At 62.4% G+C, this 20,661-nt stretch carries 14 protein-coding genes; 12 read left to right on the forward strand and 2 right to left on the reverse strand.

Annotated elements, in window-relative coordinates:
* Nucleotides 1-158 precede the first annotated feature (158 nt).
* From IF654_RS00625 to IF654_RS00675, 11 genes are all read left to right on the forward strand, one after another.
* Entirely contained in the window at nucleotides 159-1,574 is a 1,416-nt protein-coding gene (locus IF654_RS00625; RefSeq protein WP_094987328.1) for an SrfA family protein, read from the forward strand.
* Between the two features lie 18 nt (nucleotides 1,575-1,592).
* Nucleotides 1,593-4,664, forward strand: a complete 3,072-nt coding sequence (locus IF654_RS00630) for a virulence factor SrfB (protein ID WP_094987327.1) — start codon at nucleotides 1,593-1,595, stop codon at nucleotides 4,662-4,664.
* Nucleotides 4,661-7,369 carry a putative virulence factor gene (locus IF654_RS00635; protein WP_047278839.1) on the forward strand — a complete coding sequence of 903 codons (2,709 nt, stop codon included), beginning with the start codon at nucleotides 4,661-4,663 and terminating at the stop codon, nucleotides 7,367-7,369. Before IF654_RS00630 ends, IF654_RS00635 begins: the two co-directional genes overlap by 4 nt.
* A gap of 3 nt (nucleotides 7,370-7,372) precedes the next feature.
* Entirely contained in the window at nucleotides 7,373-8,413 is a 1,041-nt protein-coding gene (locus tag IF654_RS00640) for a hypothetical protein (RefSeq protein WP_047278838.1), read from the forward strand.
* Between the two features lie 41 nt (nucleotides 8,414-8,454).
* The gene (locus IF654_RS00645; protein WP_169835792.1) at nucleotides 8,455-10,398 is read left to right on the forward strand and encodes a vWA domain-containing protein; all 1,944 of its coding nucleotides are present in this window, start codon (nucleotides 8,455-8,457) and stop codon (nucleotides 10,396-10,398) included.
* A 10-nt stretch (nucleotides 10,399-10,408) separates the two neighbouring features.
* Nucleotides 10,409-11,113: an ABC transporter ATP-binding protein gene (locus IF654_RS00650; RefSeq protein WP_047279587.1), complete on the forward strand. Its 705-nt coding sequence runs from the start codon at nucleotides 10,409-10,411 to the stop codon at nucleotides 11,111-11,113.
* Nucleotides 11,097-12,320 carry an ABC transporter permease gene (locus IF654_RS00655; RefSeq protein ID WP_047278831.1) on the forward strand — a complete coding sequence of 408 codons (1,224 nt, stop codon included), beginning with the start codon at nucleotides 11,097-11,099 and terminating at the stop codon, nucleotides 12,318-12,320. Before IF654_RS00650 ends, IF654_RS00655 begins: the two co-directional genes overlap by 17 nt.
* Entirely contained in the window at nucleotides 12,310-13,857 is a 1,548-nt protein-coding gene (locus IF654_RS00660; protein ID WP_047281564.1) for a formylglycine-generating enzyme family protein, read from the forward strand. Before IF654_RS00655 ends, IF654_RS00660 begins: the two co-directional genes overlap by 11 nt.
* A 33-nt stretch (nucleotides 13,858-13,890) precedes the next feature.
* Nucleotides 13,891-14,625 (forward strand): hypothetical protein, encoded by a 735-nt coding sequence (locus IF654_RS00665; protein ID WP_047278827.1) that lies wholly within the window; start codon nucleotides 13,891-13,893, stop codon nucleotides 14,623-14,625.
* 4 nt (nucleotides 14,626-14,629) lie between these two features.
* A complete protein-coding gene (locus IF654_RS00670; protein ID WP_047278824.1) occupies nucleotides 14,630-15,133 on the forward strand; it encodes a lipoprotein in 504 nt (167 codons plus the stop codon).
* A gap of 63 nt (nucleotides 15,134-15,196) precedes the next feature.
* Nucleotides 15,197-16,429, forward strand: a complete 1,233-nt coding sequence (locus tag IF654_RS00675) for a vWA domain-containing protein (RefSeq protein ID WP_047278822.1) — start codon at nucleotides 15,197-15,199, stop codon at nucleotides 16,427-16,429.
* 44 nt (nucleotides 16,430-16,473) lie between these two features.
* Here IF654_RS00675 and IF654_RS00680 read toward each other — a convergent pair whose 3' ends face one another.
* Nucleotides 16,474-17,394 carry a LysR substrate-binding domain-containing protein gene (locus IF654_RS00680; protein ID WP_047278820.1) on the reverse strand — a complete coding sequence of 307 codons (921 nt, stop codon included), beginning with the start codon at nucleotides 17,392-17,394 and terminating at the stop codon, nucleotides 16,474-16,476.
* 152 nt (nucleotides 17,395-17,546) lie between these two features.
* Between IF654_RS00680 and IF654_RS00685 the strand changes: the two genes are divergently transcribed.
* On the forward strand, nucleotides 17,547-18,932 hold the full coding sequence (locus IF654_RS00685; protein ID WP_047278818.1) for a NorM family multidrug efflux MATE transporter: 1,386 nt from the start codon (nucleotides 17,547-17,549) through the stop codon (nucleotides 18,930-18,932).
* A gap of 21 nt (nucleotides 18,933-18,953) precedes the next feature.
* Here the strand turns inward: IF654_RS00685 and IF654_RS00690 are convergent, their stop codons facing one another.
* A complete protein-coding gene (locus IF654_RS00690; protein ID WP_047278816.1) occupies nucleotides 18,954-20,621 on the reverse strand; it encodes a putative bifunctional diguanylate cyclase/phosphodiesterase in 1,668 nt (555 codons plus the stop codon).
* Nucleotides 20,622-20,661 lie beyond the last annotated feature (40 nt).

A 20,661-nucleotide genomic window follows, 5' to 3' on the forward strand; every position in this document is an offset into this window, starting at 1 on the left:
CGCCTGCTTGCCTGCCAAAGCGTTGAAAATGACAGGCATCAGTTAATGGCTAATTGACTCCGATATCGTTTAGCCAGTACTGTCACGCGCTTAATCAGGGAAGCGGTTCGGGCACACGTCCGGGTTTAACCGCGCGAATTTAAAAAGATGGAGCTCGGATGCGCGGCGCACTTCTACGCAGTGGTAAAAGCGGTGATTTCACAGCCCTTGGCGAAACCGGACAACCGGTTTACCGGGCAGCACTGCAGTTACGCGAAGCCATTCGCCGCAAAAATCCAGAGATGGCTCAGCACTTGGCCATCCCGCAAAGCGATGAACTGGGCGACAACATTGACTGGTACAGCGAGCTGCCAGGCGATGTGATCCCCTGGAGCAGCGCCACCCCTGATGAGCGCGCCCATGCCGTCGGCGAGCTGGAAAAGCTCCAGGCGTTCCTCAATCAGCTCAGTGCCACCTACCTCGACCCGAACAGCGATACCAAGCCTTCTGTCGACCGTACTGTGTTCGGCAAACTGCTGGGGCACGTGCTGCCTTTCCCTGACGAACATTACGTGTACCTGGTCAACGGTAAACCCGTGTTGACGTTCTGGGGGTTCCGTCGCCCCGGGGCCGATCACAACATGGACCCGTTGCACTGCTTGCGCCCGCAGGCCGCGCCGCTGGTCACGCCTGCGCCCGTGGTGCCGCCGATTGCCGAACCCGTCCCCGCGCCTGCACCGTTGCCGGTGGTGGCGCGGCCATGGTGGCGTCGTTGGTGGTGGCTGTTGCCGCTGCTTTTGCTGTTGTTGCTCCTGCTGCTGTTTGGCCTGCGCGGCTGCGCGCCACAATTGGGCTTGCCCGCGCAGATATGGCCCACCGTGCCGGATGTGAACGTGCCTGACGTGAGCGTGCCCGCCCCTGACGTCAACGCTGACCTGTCGTTGCCCAATGGTGGCCCCACCGTGCCGGGCGCAGGTCTGGGGGCTTCGGTGCCCAATGCTCAGGTGCCCACCGTGCCTGATGCGCAGCCCGCTGCTGAGTCTCAGCCCGAGTCCGAGCCGCAACCGGAGCCTGACGCCGCGCCGCCTGCTCCCGCAGACGAGCCGTCAGCGCCGGATGCAGCCGAGCCAGCCGAGCCAGCCGACCAAACGCCACCTGCCCCGCCGCAGATCCCGGATGAGCCGCAAGCGTCGACGCCACCGCCAGCGCCGAATGTACCCGGCGAACCGCTGACCATCCCGGCACAAAGCCCTGATGGTCAGGCGGACTTCCTCAATGGCCACTACCGCGCAGGTGCGGGCATTCAAGACAAAAACACCGGCAAGCCACTGCGCCTTGAATACCAGTTCAAGGACGGCAAAGGCGACGTGATTGTGCGCAAGGCCAACGGCATCAACTGCACCGGCCCGGTATCGGCTGCGATGCAGGGCGGCAGTCTGGCGATCAATAGCCAGGGTCAGGCGGCGTGCAGCGACGGCAGCAGTTACGAGATGCCGCAGATCGATTGCCGCCAGGGTGCCCGCAGCATTGCCGATTGCACCGGCGTTTACGAAGACAAGAAATTCCCCATCTCCATGCGCCAGACGGGCGAATAATGACCGGAAGACTCTGACATGCTGCCTCAAGTTACCCAATTTGAAGACACCGTCATCCTCGTGGGTGACACCGGCGTCCAGTTCATGGATTTCGCCCTGCGACTGGACCCGAAAAAGCTGCCCTCCGGTGACTTCGCGCCGTTGACCAACGGTTTGCTGTGCCGCCTTGAAGAAGGCGAACGCAATGGCCTGACCAGCTACTTTTACGAAAGCGAGCCAGGCAAAACCGTCGAAGCGCGCAGCACCCTGAACATCAGCATGGACAGCAGCCTGCAGCTCTACGACGGGCTTTGGCTGCCGATTCCGGTGTTCCGTCACCGCCCGCCGTACACCTTTGATCAAGGCCCGACCAACTGGTCGCGCATGCGCCTGGTGCGCCTGGCCGAGCCGGATGTGGATGGCAATACCCATCGCCTGACGCTGGCATTCGACACCCGCACCATGGACAAGCACGACACCAGCCTCTACCTGGGCCCCAACAAGGACGACGCCAGCTCGGGCGTCACCTTCAAACTGGCGTGCAAGCCGCAGCAGGCGCGCTGGTTCCTCGACCAGATCTGGGTCAAGGAATGGCTGCTGGAGGTGTTCAAGGAAGGCAACGCGAAAACCCCGCGTGACGAGCTGGAAAAAGACATCAAGGAAGGCTGGCCCGAGGCGCACTACCTCAACCTGCTCAGCCTGTTCATGGAACCGTGCACCACGCGCGACAACACCACCCCGCCGCCGCAGGTCAGAGTGCCGGAACTCAAGGTCGTGGCCAGCCACGGCAGCGGTGTCACGCCGCCGATTCCGGTGGACCTGGTCCTCGACGTCGGCAACTCGCGCACCTGCGGGATCCTCATCGAAGACCACGGCCAGACCGGTTCGGGCCTCAAGGACAACTATGTGCTTGAGTTGCGTGACCTGATTACCCCCGAGCACACCTACAACGATGCGTTCGAAAGCCGGGTCGAGTTTGCGCAAGCCTCGTTTGGCAAGGACCATTGCTCGGTCAAGAGCGGCCGTCACGATGCCTTCCAGTGGGCCACCATCGCCCGCGTGGGCAAAGAAGCCGGGCGTCTGGCCAGCCGTCGCCGTGGCACCGAAGGGTCGACCGGGCTGTCGAGCCCCAAACGCTATCTGTGGGATGAGAACACGTACGACCACGGCTGGCGCTTCAACTGCGCCTACGTCAAGACCGACAAGGAGCCGTTCGCCACCGCCGCGCCGTTTTCGCACCTGATTAACGAGACCGGCGACGCGCTGTACAGCCTCGACCCTAACGAACAGCTGCCCGTGTTCATGCCGCGTTACTCACGCAGCTCGCTGATGACCTTCATGCTGGCCGAAGTGCTGGCGCAGGCGCTGATGCAAATCAACAGCCCTGCCCAGCGTTCGCGCCAGGGTCATACCCGCGTGCCGCGTCGCCTGAACAGCATCACGCTGACCGTGCCGCCGGGCATGCCGCAGGCCGAGCGCAGCATCCTTGAGAAACGCATGCGCCACGCCATCGGCCTGGTGTGGAAAAGCCTGAACTGGCAAACCGATGAACTGGACCCTTACGATCAGGACGCCGCGCCGTCCACCACGCCGCTGCCTAAAGTGCGCGTGGAGTGGGACGAGGCGTCGTGCGGGCAACTGGTGTACCTCTACACCGAAGTGAACGAAAACTTCGCGGGCCACCCCGAAGAGTTCTTCGACGCCATTTCCCGCCCCGGCAAGACAGACCGTGAGCGCATCACGCTGGCCACCATCGACATCGGCGGCGGCACCACTGACCTGGTCATCACCGACTACCGGCTGGACCGTGCGGGCAACGCCACCAGCGGCAGTAACGTGCACATCGTGCCGGAACAGCGTTTTCGGGACGGCTTCAAGGTGGCGGGCGACGACATCTTGCTTGACGTGATTCAGGAATTCATCCTGCCCAGCTTCGAGAAGGCTTTGCAGGACGCGGGCGTAAAAGCCCCGGCTTCGCTGATGTCGCGCCTGTGCGGCGCCGAGTCCGGCAGCGCGCAAGACATGGTGCTGCGCCAGCAACTGAACTTGCAGGTGTTCACCCCGCTGGGGCTGGAACTGCTGCGCCAGTACGAGCTTTACAACCCGGAGTTCCCGGTCGTTGCCAGCACCCACACCTACCTTGAGTTGCTGGGCAAAGACGCCATCAGCCAGAGCGTGCTCGATTACGTGAACAGCGCGGTACGCCGCGAGCTGGGCGGCCAGACCGATTTCGACCTGTGCAAGACCCCCATCACCTTTGACCTGCAAGTGATGCATGGCGCGTTCCTCAACGGCCAGATCAACATCACCAAAATCCTCGGTGCGCTGTGTGAAGTGATCGCCCACTACCCGTGCGACATGTTGCTGCTGACCGGCCGCCCGTCCCGCTTGCCGGGCATTCAAGCGTTTATCCGCAAAATGCTGCCGCTGCCACCGGGGCGCATCCTCGCGCTGCAAAACTACCGCACCGGCGGCTGGTACCCGTTCCACAAGAACGGCCTGATCGACGACCCGAAAAGCACCGCCTCGGTGGGCGCCATGCTGTGCCTGCTGTGCGCCAATCACAGCGTGCCGAACTTCTACTTCCGTTCTTCGGCACTCAAGCCCTATTCGACCATCAAGCACCTGGGCGTGATCGACCTGAGCAACATCATCACCGACGCCGACGTGCTGTACCGCGACCTGAAATCGGCGGACGGGCGCATTGTGCTGCCTGAAATCGGTGAGGGCCTCGACGCCCGCACGCCTGCGCTGGAAATGCGCGGTGACATGCGGTTGGGCTTCCGCCAACTGGCGGCCGAACGCTGGTCCGCCTCGCCGCTGTACACCCTGAGTTTCACGCCGTCGGGGCGTCAGCGTTTCTCCGAAGCGCGGCCGGTGGTGGCAGGCGAGATGCCGGTGGTCAAGGTCACCTTCAAAGTGCTTGAGCCGACCACGCAAATGAAGCGTCAGGAACAGCTCAGTGACCTGCTGAGTATCGACCAGGTGGAATCGAACACCGACAAGCAGTTCCGCAAAAGTGACTTGCTGCTGCAACTCAACACGTTGCTGGTGGCGGGCTTGAGCGACAACAAGTATTGGCTGGACAGCGGGAGCGTAAAACGCAAATGAGCAACCTGACCCCTGAGCAACAAACGCTGCGTGACAGCTGGGCCGCGGTGTATGAAGGTGCCGGTCAGGCGCTGGACTGGGTTGAGAAAACCCGTGTCACCGCCCCGCGCCTGGACAGCGAAGCCGACGCACTCAGCCTGGAACTGCACAAGGCGCGCAATCAGGCCAAGAGCCTGAGCCGTGTGGCGACCACGCCGATGACGGCCGGGTTTTTCGGCTTGTCGCAGGCGGGCAAGTCCTTTCTGATTTCGGCACTCGCCGCAGGCCCCAAAGGCACGCTGGAAACCGACTTCGGCCCTCAGCGCATGGACTTCATCGAGCACGTGAACCCCGGCGGCGGCGGTAAAGAAGCCACCGGGCTGGTCACGCGTTTCAGCCGTCTGGCGAAAAAGAGCGAAGACGACAACTTCCCGGTCGAGCTCAAACTGTTCAATGAAATCGAGCTGGCGAAAATTCTGGCCAACACCTGGTTCAAGGATTTTGATCAGGAAAAGGTCAATTACGTCATCGACGAAGAGTGCATCCGCAAAGCGCTCAAGCCCTTCGAAGGCCGTGAAACCGGGCCTTTGCAGCCGGGTGTAAACGCTGACGACGTGGTCTCGTTGCTCGATTACCTGAACAAGAGCTTCGAAAAATCCCTCAAGGCCCTGACCCATCACTACTGGCCCAAAGTGATCAAGCTGGCCCCGCGCCTGAACTTCCAGGAGCGTGGCGAGCTGTTTTCGATCCTGTGGGGCGAGCAAAGCGCGCTGACCCGTGTGTATCAGCAATTGGCGGGTTCACTGAACCGCCTGGGCATGCCCGCCACCGTGTTCGCGCCGCTGTCGGTGCTGGTGGAGCGTCAGGGCGAGGAATACAGCCGCCGCAACAGCATCATGAGCGTCGACATCCTGGAGCGCTTCGGCGGCCCGCAGGATCTGCCGGTCGAAGTGCGTCCGTTCACCGACGGCCGCCTGCAGAACCCCAACTCCCTGCCGATCGCCCAGCTGGCGGCGCTGACGGCGGAAATGACCTTTCGGCTGGTTGAAACCCCGAACGCGAAAATCGTTGAACAAGTCGACCTGCTCGACTTCCCCGGCTACCGCGGGCGACGTCAGATCAGCAGCATCTCCAGCGAAAACGGTCAGGAAAACTCGGTCTCGCAATTGATCCTGCGGGGCAAGGTGGCCTACCTGTTCGAACGCTACACCGACGATCAGGAAATGAACGCGCTGGTGGTGTGTACCGGTTCCACCAACCAGAGCGACGTGAATGACGTAGGCCCGGTGCTCAGCCGCTGGATTGAAGTCACTCAGGGCAAGACCGCGCAAGAGCGTGCGGGCCGTGCAACCGGCCTGATCTGGGCCCTGACCATGTTCGACAAGTGCATCGCCCAGTCCCTGCAAAAATCCGCGCTTCAGTTGGACGAAGAGTGGGAAGGCATGATGACGCGCACCATGCTGGAGCGCTTCAAGAGCTTCCCGTGGATGGCCAACTGGAAGAACGACCAGGCGTTCAACAACACCTATCTGGTGCGTAAACCGCGTATGCCGACGCCGTTTATCAACCTTGTGGGCAAGGACGAGCAGCAGTTCTCCGACAGCTGCGGCGAGCAGTTGACGCTGATGCGCAAGACCTTCGCCAAGGCGGAGCTGGTGAGCAAGCACGTCAAAGACGTCGATCAGGCGTGGGACGCGATGCTGACCCTCAACGATGGCGGCATCACCCGGTTCAGCGAAAGTTTCAGCGAACTGGCGGGACTGGAGTTCAAACTCAGCCGCATCCGCGAACAACTGCAACAGACGCTCAACGGCGACACGCTCAAGGCCTTGAGCCGCTTGTACCGTGCCGATGGCGATGACGCCAGCGCCGCCAAGCGCGAGCAGGCGCAGATGATTCTGGCCCAGCTCAAGCGCCGCGGCCCGGTGTTGGGCGAGCTGATCAACACCTTGCAATTGCCCAACGAAGACATCCGCGAGCTGTACCTCAACGGCGTGTATGACGAGGACGACAGCGAACCGGCAGACGATGCCGACCAGGTGGTGGAGAAAAAGCCGCAGCTCTACGCGCCGAGCAGCGACTTTGATTTCGGTGACAGCTTCGGGGATCTGTCGGTGGACTTCGATGCGCCGGTCGCCGCGGCGGCCGAGGCCAACCAGGCCCCGGAACTGCAAAGCAACGAGCACAAATTCGCCCGTGCGGTGTTCAAGGACTGGATTGCCTACCTGCGTGCGATCCCGGGCCGTCAGGGCCTGATGGACGTGCTGCAACTGGACAAACCGTCGATTGAGGCGCTGGTGGATGAACTCATCACCAGCGGCTATCGCCTCGATCTGCCCGGTCAACTGCGCGACGCCGTGCTCAAACGCGCGCAAAGCGGATCACGCCGCGATCAGATGGTTGAACGTCAGGTGCTGGAAGTACAGCGCGTACTGAGCGACTTCGTGGCCTGGTTCGGTTACACCCAAAAGCCTGTGGCCGAGCGCCCGAAAAGCCATGCCGGAAATCGCGAGGCGTTGTTTGCCTTTTACGGCGACGTGGCCCCGGACCAGCTGCCGATTCTGCCTGCGCAACCGGCGAATCAGGCCCAGCAATTTTTGGGCGACTGGCTGAGCGGCGTGGCCTACATCACGATGGAAAACGCCGGGCATGGCTCCGGTAATGAAATCACTCCAGAACAAAATGAACGCTTGGGCCACGTGCTCAAGATGTTCCCTGCGAGATAAGCAATGACCATTCGAGTCGACTTGTTCAAGTTGCAACCCCACATCGCCGGTCAGGGCTGCCTGTCGGTCAAAAAATGGCAAGGCGGCCATGAGTGCCTGGAGTTTTCGATCCAGCGCAATCAGGACGGCCACTTCCTTCAGGGCGACCAGCACTGGAGCAACAGCCCGTACTGGTTCAAGGTCGCGCATTTCAGCGTGGGGGCCACTGAAGAAGAATTGGAAACCGTGGTCGGCCCGCAACTGATCGACCCGGTGCTCGAAGGCGGGGCAAATGCCCAGTTCATGATCGAGCTGCGCGAACAGGGCGGTGGCGGGTACAGCGACCGTGGGGTACTGAAACCGGCGGTGGGCTTGCAACCGTCGTCAGCGAACACCGAAGAAAAGCTGCCCGAGCACAAGGACACCGGCGAGCTGCCGCCTCCGCCCGCCCCGGCGCAGCCTGAACCGGCGCCCGTGGTTGAGCCGGAGCCGGTCGTCGAACCCGTCACCCCGCAACCAGACCCTGAACCCGCCCCGGCCCCGCCTGCGCCGCCCCCTGCTGCGCCTCGCAAAAAAGCCTGGTTGCTGCCTTTGATCATCGCCCTGGTGGTGCTGGCGGCCATTGCGGTGGGCGCCTGGTTCTGGCTGAACAAAACCCCGGCGGCCCAAGCGCCTGCGCCTGAACCGGCCCCCGTCCCTGCACCGGCAATCACGGGCGCCGAAGCCTGCACGCTGGAGAGCATGAGCACCTTGCCCGAGCTGACGTTTGTGCAAACCTGCATCAAAAAAGCGCCGGGCAGCGCCGAACTGCTGGAAATCATCAACGTCGCCAAGGCCAACAACCACTGCGGCGTCGCCCAGCGGCTGTACGCCAACCGTGCACAGGCCGGTGATCTGCCCATCGCCATGGCCTATGCCCATGAGTACGACCCGAAATTCCATCAGGCCAGCACCTGCTTTGCCGAGCCGGACAAAGCCACGGCCGCTTACTGGTACGAAACCATTCTCAGCCAGGACCCGGACAATGCCGACGCCAAGGCGCGTTTTGAGGAGTTGAAGCCGTGAGCCGTTTTGCTTTGGCCGCCAGCGCCCTGCTGGCCCTGTGCATGGGCAGTTCGCTGGCCTGGGCCGACGACAAGCCGCTGATTCAGGAAGGCAAGAAAACCCTGTTCCAGCGCGTCCTCACCACGCCGGGCTGCGCACTGAGCAGCAGCGCGGGTGGCGCCGCCGGGGCGGTTCAGCCGACATTCAGCCGTTTCTACGTGTACGAGCGGGCCGACGCCGGCAATGCCCAGTGGCTCAAGGTCGGGCCTGACAGCTACGGCAAAACCATCGGCTGGCTGCCGGCCAGTTGCACCACGGACTGGAAGATGCAGCTGACACTGGCCTTCACCAACCCGGCCAACCGTGATCGCCTGATGTTCTTCAAGGACCGCGCCACGCTCGAAGGCATCCTCGACGCGCCCGACCCGGTGAGCAAGGTGGCGCCGCTGCGGGCCAAGCTCAAACAGGGCACGCTGGCGCCGGGTGTACTGGCCCAGGAGCCGGAATACTTCGTCGACCTGCACAAGCAGTTCTACCTGCTGCCGGTGTTGAGCGGCGAAGAAGTCATGACCGAAGAAGGCTTCCGCACGCGTTTGCTCAACGTCGCGTCGGTGAGCAAGGCCGAGGACAAAGCGGTGCAAGCGGCCGCCGCCAACGCCGCTGACGCGGGCGCGGTGAAAACCAGCCAATTGAAAGAATTCAGTGCGGCCGTGGTGTTTGTCATCGACTCCACCATCTCGATGGACCCGTACATCGACCGCACCCGCGAAGCGATTCGCAAGGTCTACAAACAGATCGAAAGCGAGAACCTGGGCAATCAGGTCAAGTTCGGCCTGGTGGCGTTTCGTTCCAACACCCAGGCGGTGCCGGGGCTGGAATACGTGACCAAAATGTACGCCGACCCGAACAAGGTCACCGGCAGTGAAGACTTTTTGGCCAAGGTCGCGGACCTCAAGCAAGCCAAGGTCTCCAGTAAAAGTTTCGACGAAGACTCGTATGCCGGTGTGATGCACAGCATTGAGAAGGTCGACTGGTCACAGTTCGGCGCCCGGTATGTGGTGTTGATTACCGACGCGGGCGCCCTTGAAGGCGATGACAAGCTCAGCAGCACCGGGCTCAGCGCCGATCAGGTTCGCCTTGAAGCGGCCAACCCTGGCGTGGCGATTTACACCCTGCACCTCAAAACCCCGGCCGGGATCAAGGATCACGGCAAGGCCGAGGCGCAGTACCAGAACCTGTCCACCTACCCCGGCACCAACACCTCGCTGTACTACCCGGTCAATGCCGGTGACGTGCAGGCGTTCGGTCAGAAGGTCGATGCGCTGGCCGGTGCCATCACCGCGCAGGTCAAGGCCGCCTACATGGGCGATGACGCCATCGGCAGCGCGTTGAATGCCAAGCAGGACGTGGCCGCCCAGAAAGACCCGGCCGAGCAGAAAATGCTCGATGACGCGGCCTTGATCGGTCATGCCATGCAACTGGCGTATCTGGGTGAAAAAACCAACAGCCAGGCGCCGCCCGTGTTTGAGGCGTGGATCACGGACCGCGACCTGATCAAGCAAAACATCCCCACCACCGATGTGCGTGTGCTGCTGACCAAAGCCCAGCTCAGCGATTTGAGCGACGTGATGAAACAGATTCTGGACGCGGCCAACGAAGGGTTGATCTCACCGACGGAAATGTTTGATCGCCTGCGTTCGGTCGCGGCGACCATGGGCGCCGACCCCAACCAGCTCAAGCAGAACGGCAACGCCAAATTGGCGGACATGGGCGTGCTCGGTGAGTACCTCGAAGACCTGCCGTACCAGAGCGAAGTGCTCAACCTGGACGAAGAAACCTGGAAGAGCTGGGACGGCCTGGCGCAAGAGCGCTTTATCCGCAACCTGAGCACCAAACTGCGCCACTACCAGCGTTACAACGCGGACGTGGACCGTTGGGTGGCCCTGGCCAAAGACAGCGATGCACGGGATAACGTGTACCCGGTGCCGCTGGAAATGATGCCTTAACGGGACGCCCATGCTCGATATTCAGGACATGTGGGTGCGCCGGGGCAGCGGCGCCCAGGCGCACAATGTGCGTTTGCCGACGTTGCAGGTGAAGCCCGGAGAAATTCTGGCCATCACCGGCGAAAGCGGCTGCGGCAAAAGCACCCTGCTCGAAGCCATCGGCTTGTTATTGCAACCCGTGGAGCTGGGGCGATTTCGCCTCGGCCCGGCGACGGCTTCGCTGGATATCGCGCAGATGCTTGCCGCGAATGACCAGCCCGGTTTGTCGGCCGTACGCTCGCGGCACTTGGGGTTCATCCTGCAAAGCGGCGGCTTGCTGCCGTTCTTGAGCGTGCGCGACAACATCAGCCTGCCCCGCCGCTTGCTCGGCATGCCCGCCGACAGCGCGCAGGTGGATCGGGCCGTGCAGGCGCTGCGCCTCGACGGTTTGCTGGGCAAGCTGCCCCAAGCCTTGTCCATCGGCGAGCGCCAGCGGGTGGCCTGTGTGCGGGCCATCGCCCATGAGCCGCAGGTGTTGCTGGCCGACGAACCGACGGCCGCGCTCGACCCCCACAGCGCCCGGCGCCTGTTCGAATTGTTACTGAGCCTGGTCAATGAGCTGGGCTTGAGTGCGCTGGTGGTGTCCCACGATTGGGCGCTGGTGCGCGACTTTGGCTTACCGCGTCTGGGCGCGATCAGCCGTCAGGGAGAAACGCTGTTTGAAGCCATGGATTAGCCGTCTCGGCCTGCTCGGCAAGCTGGCGGTCGACGACCTCTGGCATGACCGCAAGGTGTCGTTTTGCATTGCTGCCTCGCTGGTGGCAGTGATTGCGCCGCTGTTGCTGCTGTTTGGCCTCAAGCACGGCGTGGTCAGCCAGTTGCAGAACGAACTGCTCAGCGACCCGCGCAACCTCGAAGTGAAAATGCTCAGCAGCGGCAATTACGACGCGGCCTGGATCGCGCGGTTGCGTGAGCAACCCGAAGTCGGCTTTGCCATTGGCCAGACCCGCTCGCTCAACACCCAGGCAGATTTGCTGGTCGGCCTGCAGCGCTTTGTCGAAAACGCGGAAATTATCCCCAGCGAGGCCGCTGACCCGTTGCTCAACCTGCCGCAGATCCACCTGAGCGGCCAACAAGTGATCCTCAGTGACCGCGCCGCGCAACGCTTGCAGGCCAAGGTCGGCGACAGCGTGCGTTTGCGCGCAACCCGGCGTCTGGACGGCATCAACGAACGCGGCGAGCTGACCTTGCAGGTGGTCGCGGTGCTCGACGCCGCCCGTTTCGGCCGGGCCGCGGGGTTTGTCGCGCCACCGTTGCTGCTGGCGCTGGAGCGGTTTCGCGACGGTTATCAGGTGCCCGCGTTCGGCCTCGACACCGGTCAGCCACTCGGCCACCTGCAACCGCTCTACGCCAGGGCGCGGGTGTACGCCCGCGACGTGGATGGCGTCGCGCCGCTGGAGCGCTGGTTGAACGGGCAGAACATTGAAACGTCCAGCCGCCTGGCCGACATCGACAACGTCAAAGCCATCAACCACGTGCTGGGCCTGATTTTTGGCGTGATCGCCGGGGCGGCGCTGATCGGCTGCATTGCGTCGATGATCGGCGCGTTTCTGGCCAACATCGACCGCAAACGCAAAAGCCTCGCCGTGCTGCGGCTGCTTGGTTTCAGCAGCCCGGCAGTGGCGGGGTTCGTGATCGCCCAGGCGATGCTGTTAAGCCTTGCCGGGTATGTCGGCGGACTCGCGTTTTACGGGGTTGGCAGCCTGCTGTTCGACCACCTGCTCGGCAGCAGTCAGGCCACGGGCACCTTTGTTTGTCACATCACTGTCTGGCATGGGCTGGCGGCCCTGCTGATTGCACTGTTGGTCGCTGCACTGGTCGCCGTGATCGGCGCGCTGCGGGCCATCAGCATCCAACCTGCGGAGAGTTTGCGTGAGCTATAAACGTGTTGTGTTGCTCGCATCCCTGAGCTTCGGCTACTTGCTTAACGCTTCGGCGGCAGGCTGGGACGAGAAGTATTTCAACCCTGTGCCCGACGCCAGTGACGTGGTGCTGCCGATGCCGTGCGACGGCTCGATGGTGTTTCGCAAGGTGTTCATCCCGGTCACCGGCCCGCTGGACGATTACCCGATCAACATTGGTCAGGACAGCCCGGACTGGGGCTATGTCGAGCAAAAGCGCCCGGCGTTCATTGCGGGCAGCTTCACCGGCGCCAAGAACGACAAGTCCCGTTACTACCTGATGGCCAAGTACGAGATGAGCCAGTTGCAGTATCAGGCGCTGACCGCTGAGACCTGCCCGACTCCGTCGAACAAACTGCGCCTGCCGCAGGTGGCGGTGAGTTGGGTGCAGGCCATCGATGCCGGGGACACGTACAACCTGTGGTTGCGTAAAAACGCCGCCGACAAACTGCCGAAAGAAGATGGTGCGCTGGGCTTCCTGCGCCTGCCCACGGAAACCGAGTGGGAATTCGCGGCCCGTGGCGGGCTGGAAGTCGGCGCGGCCGAGTTCAGCGACACGCGCTACCCGATGCCCGACGGCCTGAATGCCTATGAGTGGTTTGGCGGCGCGCAGTCGTCCAACGGCAAGCTGCAACTCTCAGGGCTGCAAAAGCCTAACCCGCTGGGCCTGCACGACATGCTCGGCAACGCCGACGAAATGATGTTTGAACCCTTCCGCCTGAACAAACTGGACCGCCAGCACGGTCAGGCCGGTGGTTACGTGGTGCGCGGCGGCAACTACCTGACGCCGCAGGCCGATCTGCGCACTGCGTTGCGCAAGGAAGAGCCGTACTACAACGCTGACGGCCAGGTGAAAAACAAAACCACCGGTTTGCGCCTGGTGCTGGTGTCGCCCACCCTGACGTCCCGCGAGCGCGTGGGCAGCATCGAGAAGAGCTGGAAAAAACTCGGCACGGGCGCCCAGCAAGGGGACGCGTCGCAGGACAAAGGCACGGTTCAGGAGTTGAACAACCTCGCTTCCGCGGTGGAAGACAAAGCCCTCAAAGAGAAGCTGCAAGCGCTGGAAAACCAGCTGCGCGCCAGCAACCAGCAGCAAGAAGAGACCCGCGACCAAGCCATTCGCGCCAGCCTCAACCTGGGCGCGTTCCTGTGCACCAAGATGCTTGATGACGGCCGCTACCTGGATTTCTTGCAGAAAAACTACGCGCTCAACTGTGAATCCGAAGACAAAGACCCGAGCTGCGACATGCGCAAGGGCAAGCTCGACGAGCAAAAGGACCGCCTGCACAAACTCAGCCGCTACTACGCCAGCAGCCTGGTGGAGTCTGCGTCCTTGTACGGCCAGCCGTTGCTGGAGCCGCAAGTGCCGGTGATGGAAGAAATCATCAGCCAGAACAAACAACTGCAAGAACTCAAACCGTACCTGCGCACCCACTGGGCCAATCAGAAGACCTACCTGCAAAAGCAGAAGATCGACACTGACGCCTGGCTGAGCAGCTGCAAGTCCGTCACCCAATAAGCCCTGAAACCCGCTTCAACAAGGAGAAATACAATGATGCGCCGCCTCTGGTCCTCTTCGAAGTTACTGGTCAGTTTCATGCTCACCGCCAGCGTGCTGCTGACCGGTTGCGCCAGCACTGGCAGTGGCATGTTGGGTTCGGGCGCCCCGGCACCCGATCCGCGCCTGACCCAGGGCACCGATGCCGAGTTTTTCAGCAAGTCGGGCTATCAGGCGTGCGCCATGGGCGCGGGGGCTGCGGTGTTGACCTGTGCCCTGAGCAACTCCGGGAATAAAGCGGTGTGCATGATTGCCGCAGGCGTGGCGGCGTGTGGGGTGGCGATGGGGGCCAACTACTACGTGGACCAGCGTCGTAGCGAATACGCCAACACCACGCAGCGCTTGCAGAAGTACAACAGCGACGTGCAGCTGGACACGCAAAAGGTCGTCACGCGTACCGCTACGGCTCAGCAGGTGATTAACGATGACAAGGCGCAGATCGCCCAGATCAAACGCGACCTGGCCAGCAAAAAAATCGACAAGGCCCAGGCGCAACAACAGATTGCCGCGATCGACAGCAACATCGATCAACTGCGCAGCGAAGTGAAAAACATGCAGACCAAAGTCGCGGGCTACAACGACGTGGTGAAAGTCGAGCGCGCCCAGGGCAACGCCCCTGAGTTGAAGCAGATCGACGCCAACATTTCGAAGATGAACGAGAAAGTGGCGAGCCTGCAAAAAGAAGTCGATGGCTTGTACAGCCAGCGTTCCGCGATCACGTTGGGTTGAAACCATGAATGTACGATTGATGCTAGGGGTGGGCGCGTTGCTGGTGTTGTCCGGTTGCGCCACCCAACCGGGTGAATGCGATGCCACGAACCGTGATGCCAGCCTGTTCACCAAAGTGAACTGCGACGCGGGCGGCGGTTACAGCGAGCAAATCCGCCAGAACGAGGCGGCGCTGGCCAAATCCCAACAAGAAAACGCGATGTTCCATCAGGTGTACCAGGACATTGCCGCGCAACAGGCGGCGTCGCGCAATGACTTGCTGGCGCAGCAGAAGTCCCAGGCGGCGCTGAACCAGTCCCTGAGCCAACTGCTGGGTTCGCTCAAGACCCGCAGTGGCAACAAGGCGCAGGTGCAGCAGCAAATTGCCGCGCTTGAGCAGCAGCTCAAAGCCGCGCAAGCCAAGCCCGCCAGCACCGGCAACGCCAAGCAAATGGCGGCCAAGCAACAGGAACTCAAGGCGCTGCAAAAGAAGGTCAACCAGCTGCAATTCAGCCTCGGTTACGAATAAGCCCTTCTGCTTGACCCGGTCGGCAGCCTGGCGCTGCCGACGTCTTTTTCAGGAATTCACCCCATGCAGCGCATTACCCGGGACGAGCACGCCACGCCACACGGACTGGACGCGCTAAAAGACAAAATCGCCCTGATCCTCAAGCACTTCCCGCCGTCGGTGGCCAGTGTCTACGCGATCCCGCGCATTGGCAGTGGCGACGTGGTGGAGTGGTGGACCGAGCTGGGCGGCCAGCCCACGCGCTTTCATGACTTGAATGACGACCAGCAGGCGGCGCTGCTGGAGCGCTATCGCCAGCGGCAGGAAACCCTCGGGTTACTGGCCGATGAACTGGTCACCCGCGGCCAGCCGGAGCAGGCCGCCAGTTTGCGTACCCTGATTGGTGCGCCCGATCTGAACAACCTCTACAGCATCAATGGCGACCCGGTGGTGGTGCGCTGGGGGTTGCAGGCACCACCCGCGGTGGCGACCCCGGCGCCTGCGCCCGTAGCCGCACCCGTTGTGGTGCGGCGCCCACGGCGTCTCTGGCCGTGGTGGCTGCTGGCGCTGTTTCTGCTGCTGGGCCTGTTACTGTGGGCGTTATGGCATTGGCGCTTGCCGCCGATGAACCTGTTGCCGGTGCAGAGCACTCCTGTGTGCCGTGCCAGCACGCCGCAAGGCAGCGAGTTGCCGCCTGAGTTTGTGGTGATCCTCGACACATCGGGTTCGATGAACCTCAACATCAACGCGACCAAGGACGATGAGGACTGGTACTTCAAGAGCCGTCCCCAGCCCGAAGACAATGACCCGCGCACGGTGAAAATCTTCGCCCCGCAAACCCGTCTCGACGTCGCGAAAACGGCGCTGACCGGGATCATCAACAACCTGCACCCCGACATCGACACGCGGCTGATGACCTTTGCCGGGTGTTTCCGCCAGCCCGACCACGGTGTCTTCAGCGCGGCGCAGCGCCCGCAGTTGATCGCCGGGATTCAGGGGCTGAACGCCAACGAAGGCACGCCGCTGGCGTCGAGCCTGAAAAAGGCGGCCCGGCAGGTCAATGGCCGTGATCGCGACGCGGTGATCGTGATGTTTGTGGACGGCGACGACGGCTGCAATGAAAACGTCTGCAAGGTGGCGCAGCGCATTGCTGTCGAACAACCGCGGCTGCGGGTGAATGTGGTCAATATCGGTGACAGCTCGCTGTCCAACTGCATTGCGGAAAACACCGGCGGCAGCATCTACTCCAGCCGTAACGCCAGCGACTTGGCCAACGCCCTCAAACATGCCACCCAGGCTGTTTCAGAGTGCGAATGACCCTGTCGTAGCGTGAGGCCGGGCGCGCCAGCCTCACGTCCGCCTCACGCCAGCCGCCGCACGTCGGGCAGTTCCATGGCGGCGACTTCTTGCTGCAAGAAGTCGCTCAGGCGGCGTAAGCGCTCGCCGCCGGGCCGGGTTTTTGGCCACACCAGGTAGTAGTTTTCGCCGCTGGCCACGGCGGTTGGAAACGGCAGGCTCAACCGCCCCTGTGCCACGTCCTCGGCCACCATCAGCAAGTCACCCATGGAGATGCCATACCCGCGCGCCGCCGCGATCATCCCCAGTTCGAGGGTGTCGAACACCTGCCCGCCCTTGAGCGACACCTGCCCGGTCAGGCCCTGACAGTCCAGCCAGCGGCGCCAGTCGCGACGGTCAGGCGTAGGGTGCAGCAACTCGGTGCCCGCCAGCCGTGAGACATCCCACGGTTGCTCGTCGAGCAGGTTGGCCGCGCCCACCGGGATCAGCATTTCCGGGAACAGCAAGGTGCACTCCCAGTCAGGCGGGAAGTGGCCGTTACTCAGCAACACCGCGCAGTCGAACGGCTCCTGATTGAAATCGACATGGTCGATGTCCATCCACGCGCTGGTCAGCTGGACTTCGTTGCCCACCTGCAAGTGGCGAAAGCGGCTGAGTCTGGCCAACAACCAGCGCATGGTCAGGGTCGACGGTGCCTTCATGCGCAAGATGTCATCTTCAGCGCGCAAGGTGGTGCAGGCACGCTCCAGTGCGAGGAACCCCTCGCGTACGCCCGGCACCAGCAAGCGTGCGGCTTCGGTCAGTTGCAGCGTGCGGCCATTGCGCTGGAACAGTCGACAGGCAAAGTGCGCTTCCAGGGTTTTGATGTGGCGGCTGACGGCGCTTTGGGTGATGGATAACTCATCGGCCGCACGGGTAAACGAGCTGTGACGGGCAGCGGCTTCAAACGCGCGCAAGGCATACAGCGGAGGAAGGCTACGAGACATGAGGAATATTCCATGTGTACGAGAGGTTTATGCGGGCATAAAGGCATTTGATATGAGTTTTAATCATGCCATGGATCGTTTTTATCCCTTTGCTTAAATCACTGAAGGCGCCGAGAATCCAGCCTTTCAACGTATCTTAAGAATTCATACCGATGACCAAACAGCATTCTGCACGTATCGAACTCGGCGCCATCATGCGGTTGGCTGGGCCGCTGATTGCTTCGCAGTTGGCGCACATGCTGATGGTGCTCACCGACACCCTGATGATGGCGCGCCTGAGCCCCGAAGCACTGGCGGGCGGCAGTTTGGGGGCGGCCAGTTATTCGTTCGTGTCGATTTTCTGCCTGGGGGTGATTGCCTCCGTGGGCACGCTGGTGTCGATCCGCCAGGGCGCGGGCGACATCGAGGGCGCGACCCGTCTCACTCAGGCTGGCGTTTGGCTGGCGTGGGGGCTGGCGCTGGGCGCCGCATTGATCCTGTGGAACATCAAGCCGGTGTTGCTGCTGTTCGGGCAAACCCCGAGCAACGTCGAAATGGCTGGTCAGTTCTTGTTGTTACTGCCTTTTGCACTGCCCGGCTACATGACGTTTATGGCTTTGCGCGGCTTTACCAGTGCAATGGGTCGCCCGGTGCCGGTGATGGTCATTAGCGTCATCGGCACCGTGGCCAACTTCCTGCTCAATTACGCGCTGATTACCGGCATGTTCGGCCTGCCTAAACTGGGGTTGATGGGCATCGGCCTGGTGACGGCGATTGTGGCCACGGGCATGGCGCTGGGGCTTGCCTGGCATATTCATCGGCACCCGGCCTACGACGCCTATCCGCTGCGCAAAGGCCTGTCGCGGCTTAACGTGCCGTACCTGCGCGAATTGTGGCGCCTGGGCTTGCCCATCGGTGGCACCTACGCGGTGGAAGTCGGGTTGTTTGCCTTTGCGGCTTTGTGCATGGGCACCATGGGCAGCACGCAACTGGCCGCGCACCAGATCGCGCTGCAAATTGTGTCGGCCGCGTTCATGGTGCCCGCGGGCATGTCGTATGCGATCACCATGCGCATCGGTCAGCATTACGGCGGTGGCGATTTGTTGCGCGCACGCCTGGCGGGGCGAGTCGGGATCGGCTTTGGCGCGGCGACCATGCTGTGCTTTTCGGTGGTGTTCTGGTTCTGGCCCAAGGAGCTGGTCGGCCTGTTGCTGGACTACGACAATCTGGCGTTCCGCCCGGTGTTCGAGCTGGCGATGAGCTTGCTGGCGGTGGCGGCGTGGTTTGAGCTGTTCGACGGTGCGCAAACCATCGCCATGGGCGCGATTCGCGGGCTGAAAGACGCCCGCACGACCTTTCTCGTCGGCCTGTTCTGCTACTGGGCCATCGGCGCGCCGCTGGCCTGGTTGCTGGCGTTCACCTTCGATTGGGGCCCGGCGGGTGTGTGGTGGGGGTTGGCGCTGGGCCTCGCGTGTGCGGCCATCAGCCTGACCCTGGCGTTCGAGTGGAAGATGCGGCGCATGCTCAGGCGTGCGCACAACGCCACGATCCGCCTGTAGGCGTAACCGAGCCTCGCGCCGTTAGCGCGAGGCCGCCTCGCGCTTGCCCATGGCCTGGCTCAAGAAGGCCACCAGTTCGGTCAGTGGCAAGGGCTTGCTGATGAAGTAGCCCTGCACCTGATCGCAGCCAAAGCTACGCAGCAGGGCCAGTTGCTCGGGGGTTTCGACCCCTTCGGCGACCACTTCCAGCTTGAGGTTGTGCGCCAGGTTGATCATGGCGGGCACCAGCTTGCGGTTTTCTTCGCGACTCTCCATGCCGCCGACGAAACTTTTGTCGATTTTCAACAAGGCGATCGGCAGGCTGTTGAGGTGCACGAAAGAAGAAAACCCCGTCCCGAAGTCGTCCAGCGAAAACCTCACGCCCAGCCGCCCCAGCGCATCCATCGTCTGCTTGACCAGGTCGCTGCGCCGCATCACGGCGGTTTCAGTCAGTTCGAATTCCAGCCATTGCGCCTCGACCCCGCGCTCGCTAATCAAGCGGCTGAGGGTGGAGAGCAACTGGCTGTCCTGAAATTGCCGGAACGACAGGTTGACCGCCATGTGCAGCGGCGCAAACCCGTGTTCGCGCAGGGCTTGCATGTCGCGCAGCGCCCGGGAAATCACCCAATAGCCCAGCGGCACAATCAACCCGCTTTGTTCGGCCAGCGGCACAAACTCGCTGGGGGCCAGCAGGCCACGTTCGCCGTGACGCCAGCGCACCAAGGCTTCAAGGCCGACAATCTGCCCGGTGCCCAAATCCAGGCGCGGCTGGTAATGCAGCTCCAGCTCGTCGCGGCGCAGGGCACGACGCAGTTCGCTTTCAAGGTCTGCCAGGCTGCGGGCGTTGCGGTTGATGCGTTCATTGAACAGGTGAAACGTGCAGCCTTGCGTGCTCTTGGCCTGCTGCATGGCGATGTGCGCATGCCACATCAGCGGATCGGCCCCGGCGTTGGCGCGCGCATGGGCGATACCGAGGCTGCAACCGATCAACAGGCTCTCGCCGTCAATCCAGTAAGGTTCGGCCAGCGCTTCAGTGATGCGTTCAGCGATCTGCTCGGCGCGTTCGGGGGCGCGGCGGGTGTCGATCAACAAGGCGAATTCGTCGCTGCCCAGTCGGGCCAGTTGATCGCCCGCCTCCAGCTGGCTTTTGAGCCGGGCCACCACTTGCAGGATCAGGCGATCCCCCGCCTGGTGCCCAAGGGCATCGTTGGCGTGGCGAAAGTTGTCCAGGTCCAGATGCCCGAGGGCGATGCCGCGGCCTTCGCTTTCCGCCAGACGCACGGCCAGCAGGGTCTGAAAGCCCTGGCGGTTGGCGATGCCGGTCAGCGGGTCTTCTTCGGCCAAGCGCTGCAAGGTGTGTTCGAGTACGCCGCGCTCGCGAACATGCCGCAGGCTTCGGCGCAATAAATCGGTCGTCAGGTTGGACGCCACGAACCAGTCGCTGACCCCTTGCGGCGAGGCATCGGGTTCAGCCTCCAGCAGCAGAATGGTCGATAACCGGCAACGGCCCGGTGCGGGTTGTAGCGCGGGGGTGGTGAGCAGCAACGCATTGCGGTCGTTTTCGAACAGATAACTGACCGACTCCCAATTCGGCGCACACACAAGAACGGCAACGGTTTTTATGGGCGCCAGACACTCGCGCAACAACGCTGCCCAAGAAGGCTCTTCGGCCAATAGCAGCAAACGCAAGGGTTCGACAGGCGTAGACAAGCTGGCTCCCTAGACTCTGCAGTAATTTCAGGCGGTGGGC

The sequence above is a fragment of the Pseudomonas lundensis genome (assembly GCF_015377145.2).
In the GTDB taxonomy this organism is placed as follows: domain Bacteria; phylum Pseudomonadota; class Gammaproteobacteria; order Pseudomonadales; family Pseudomonadaceae; genus Aquipseudomonas; species Aquipseudomonas lundensis.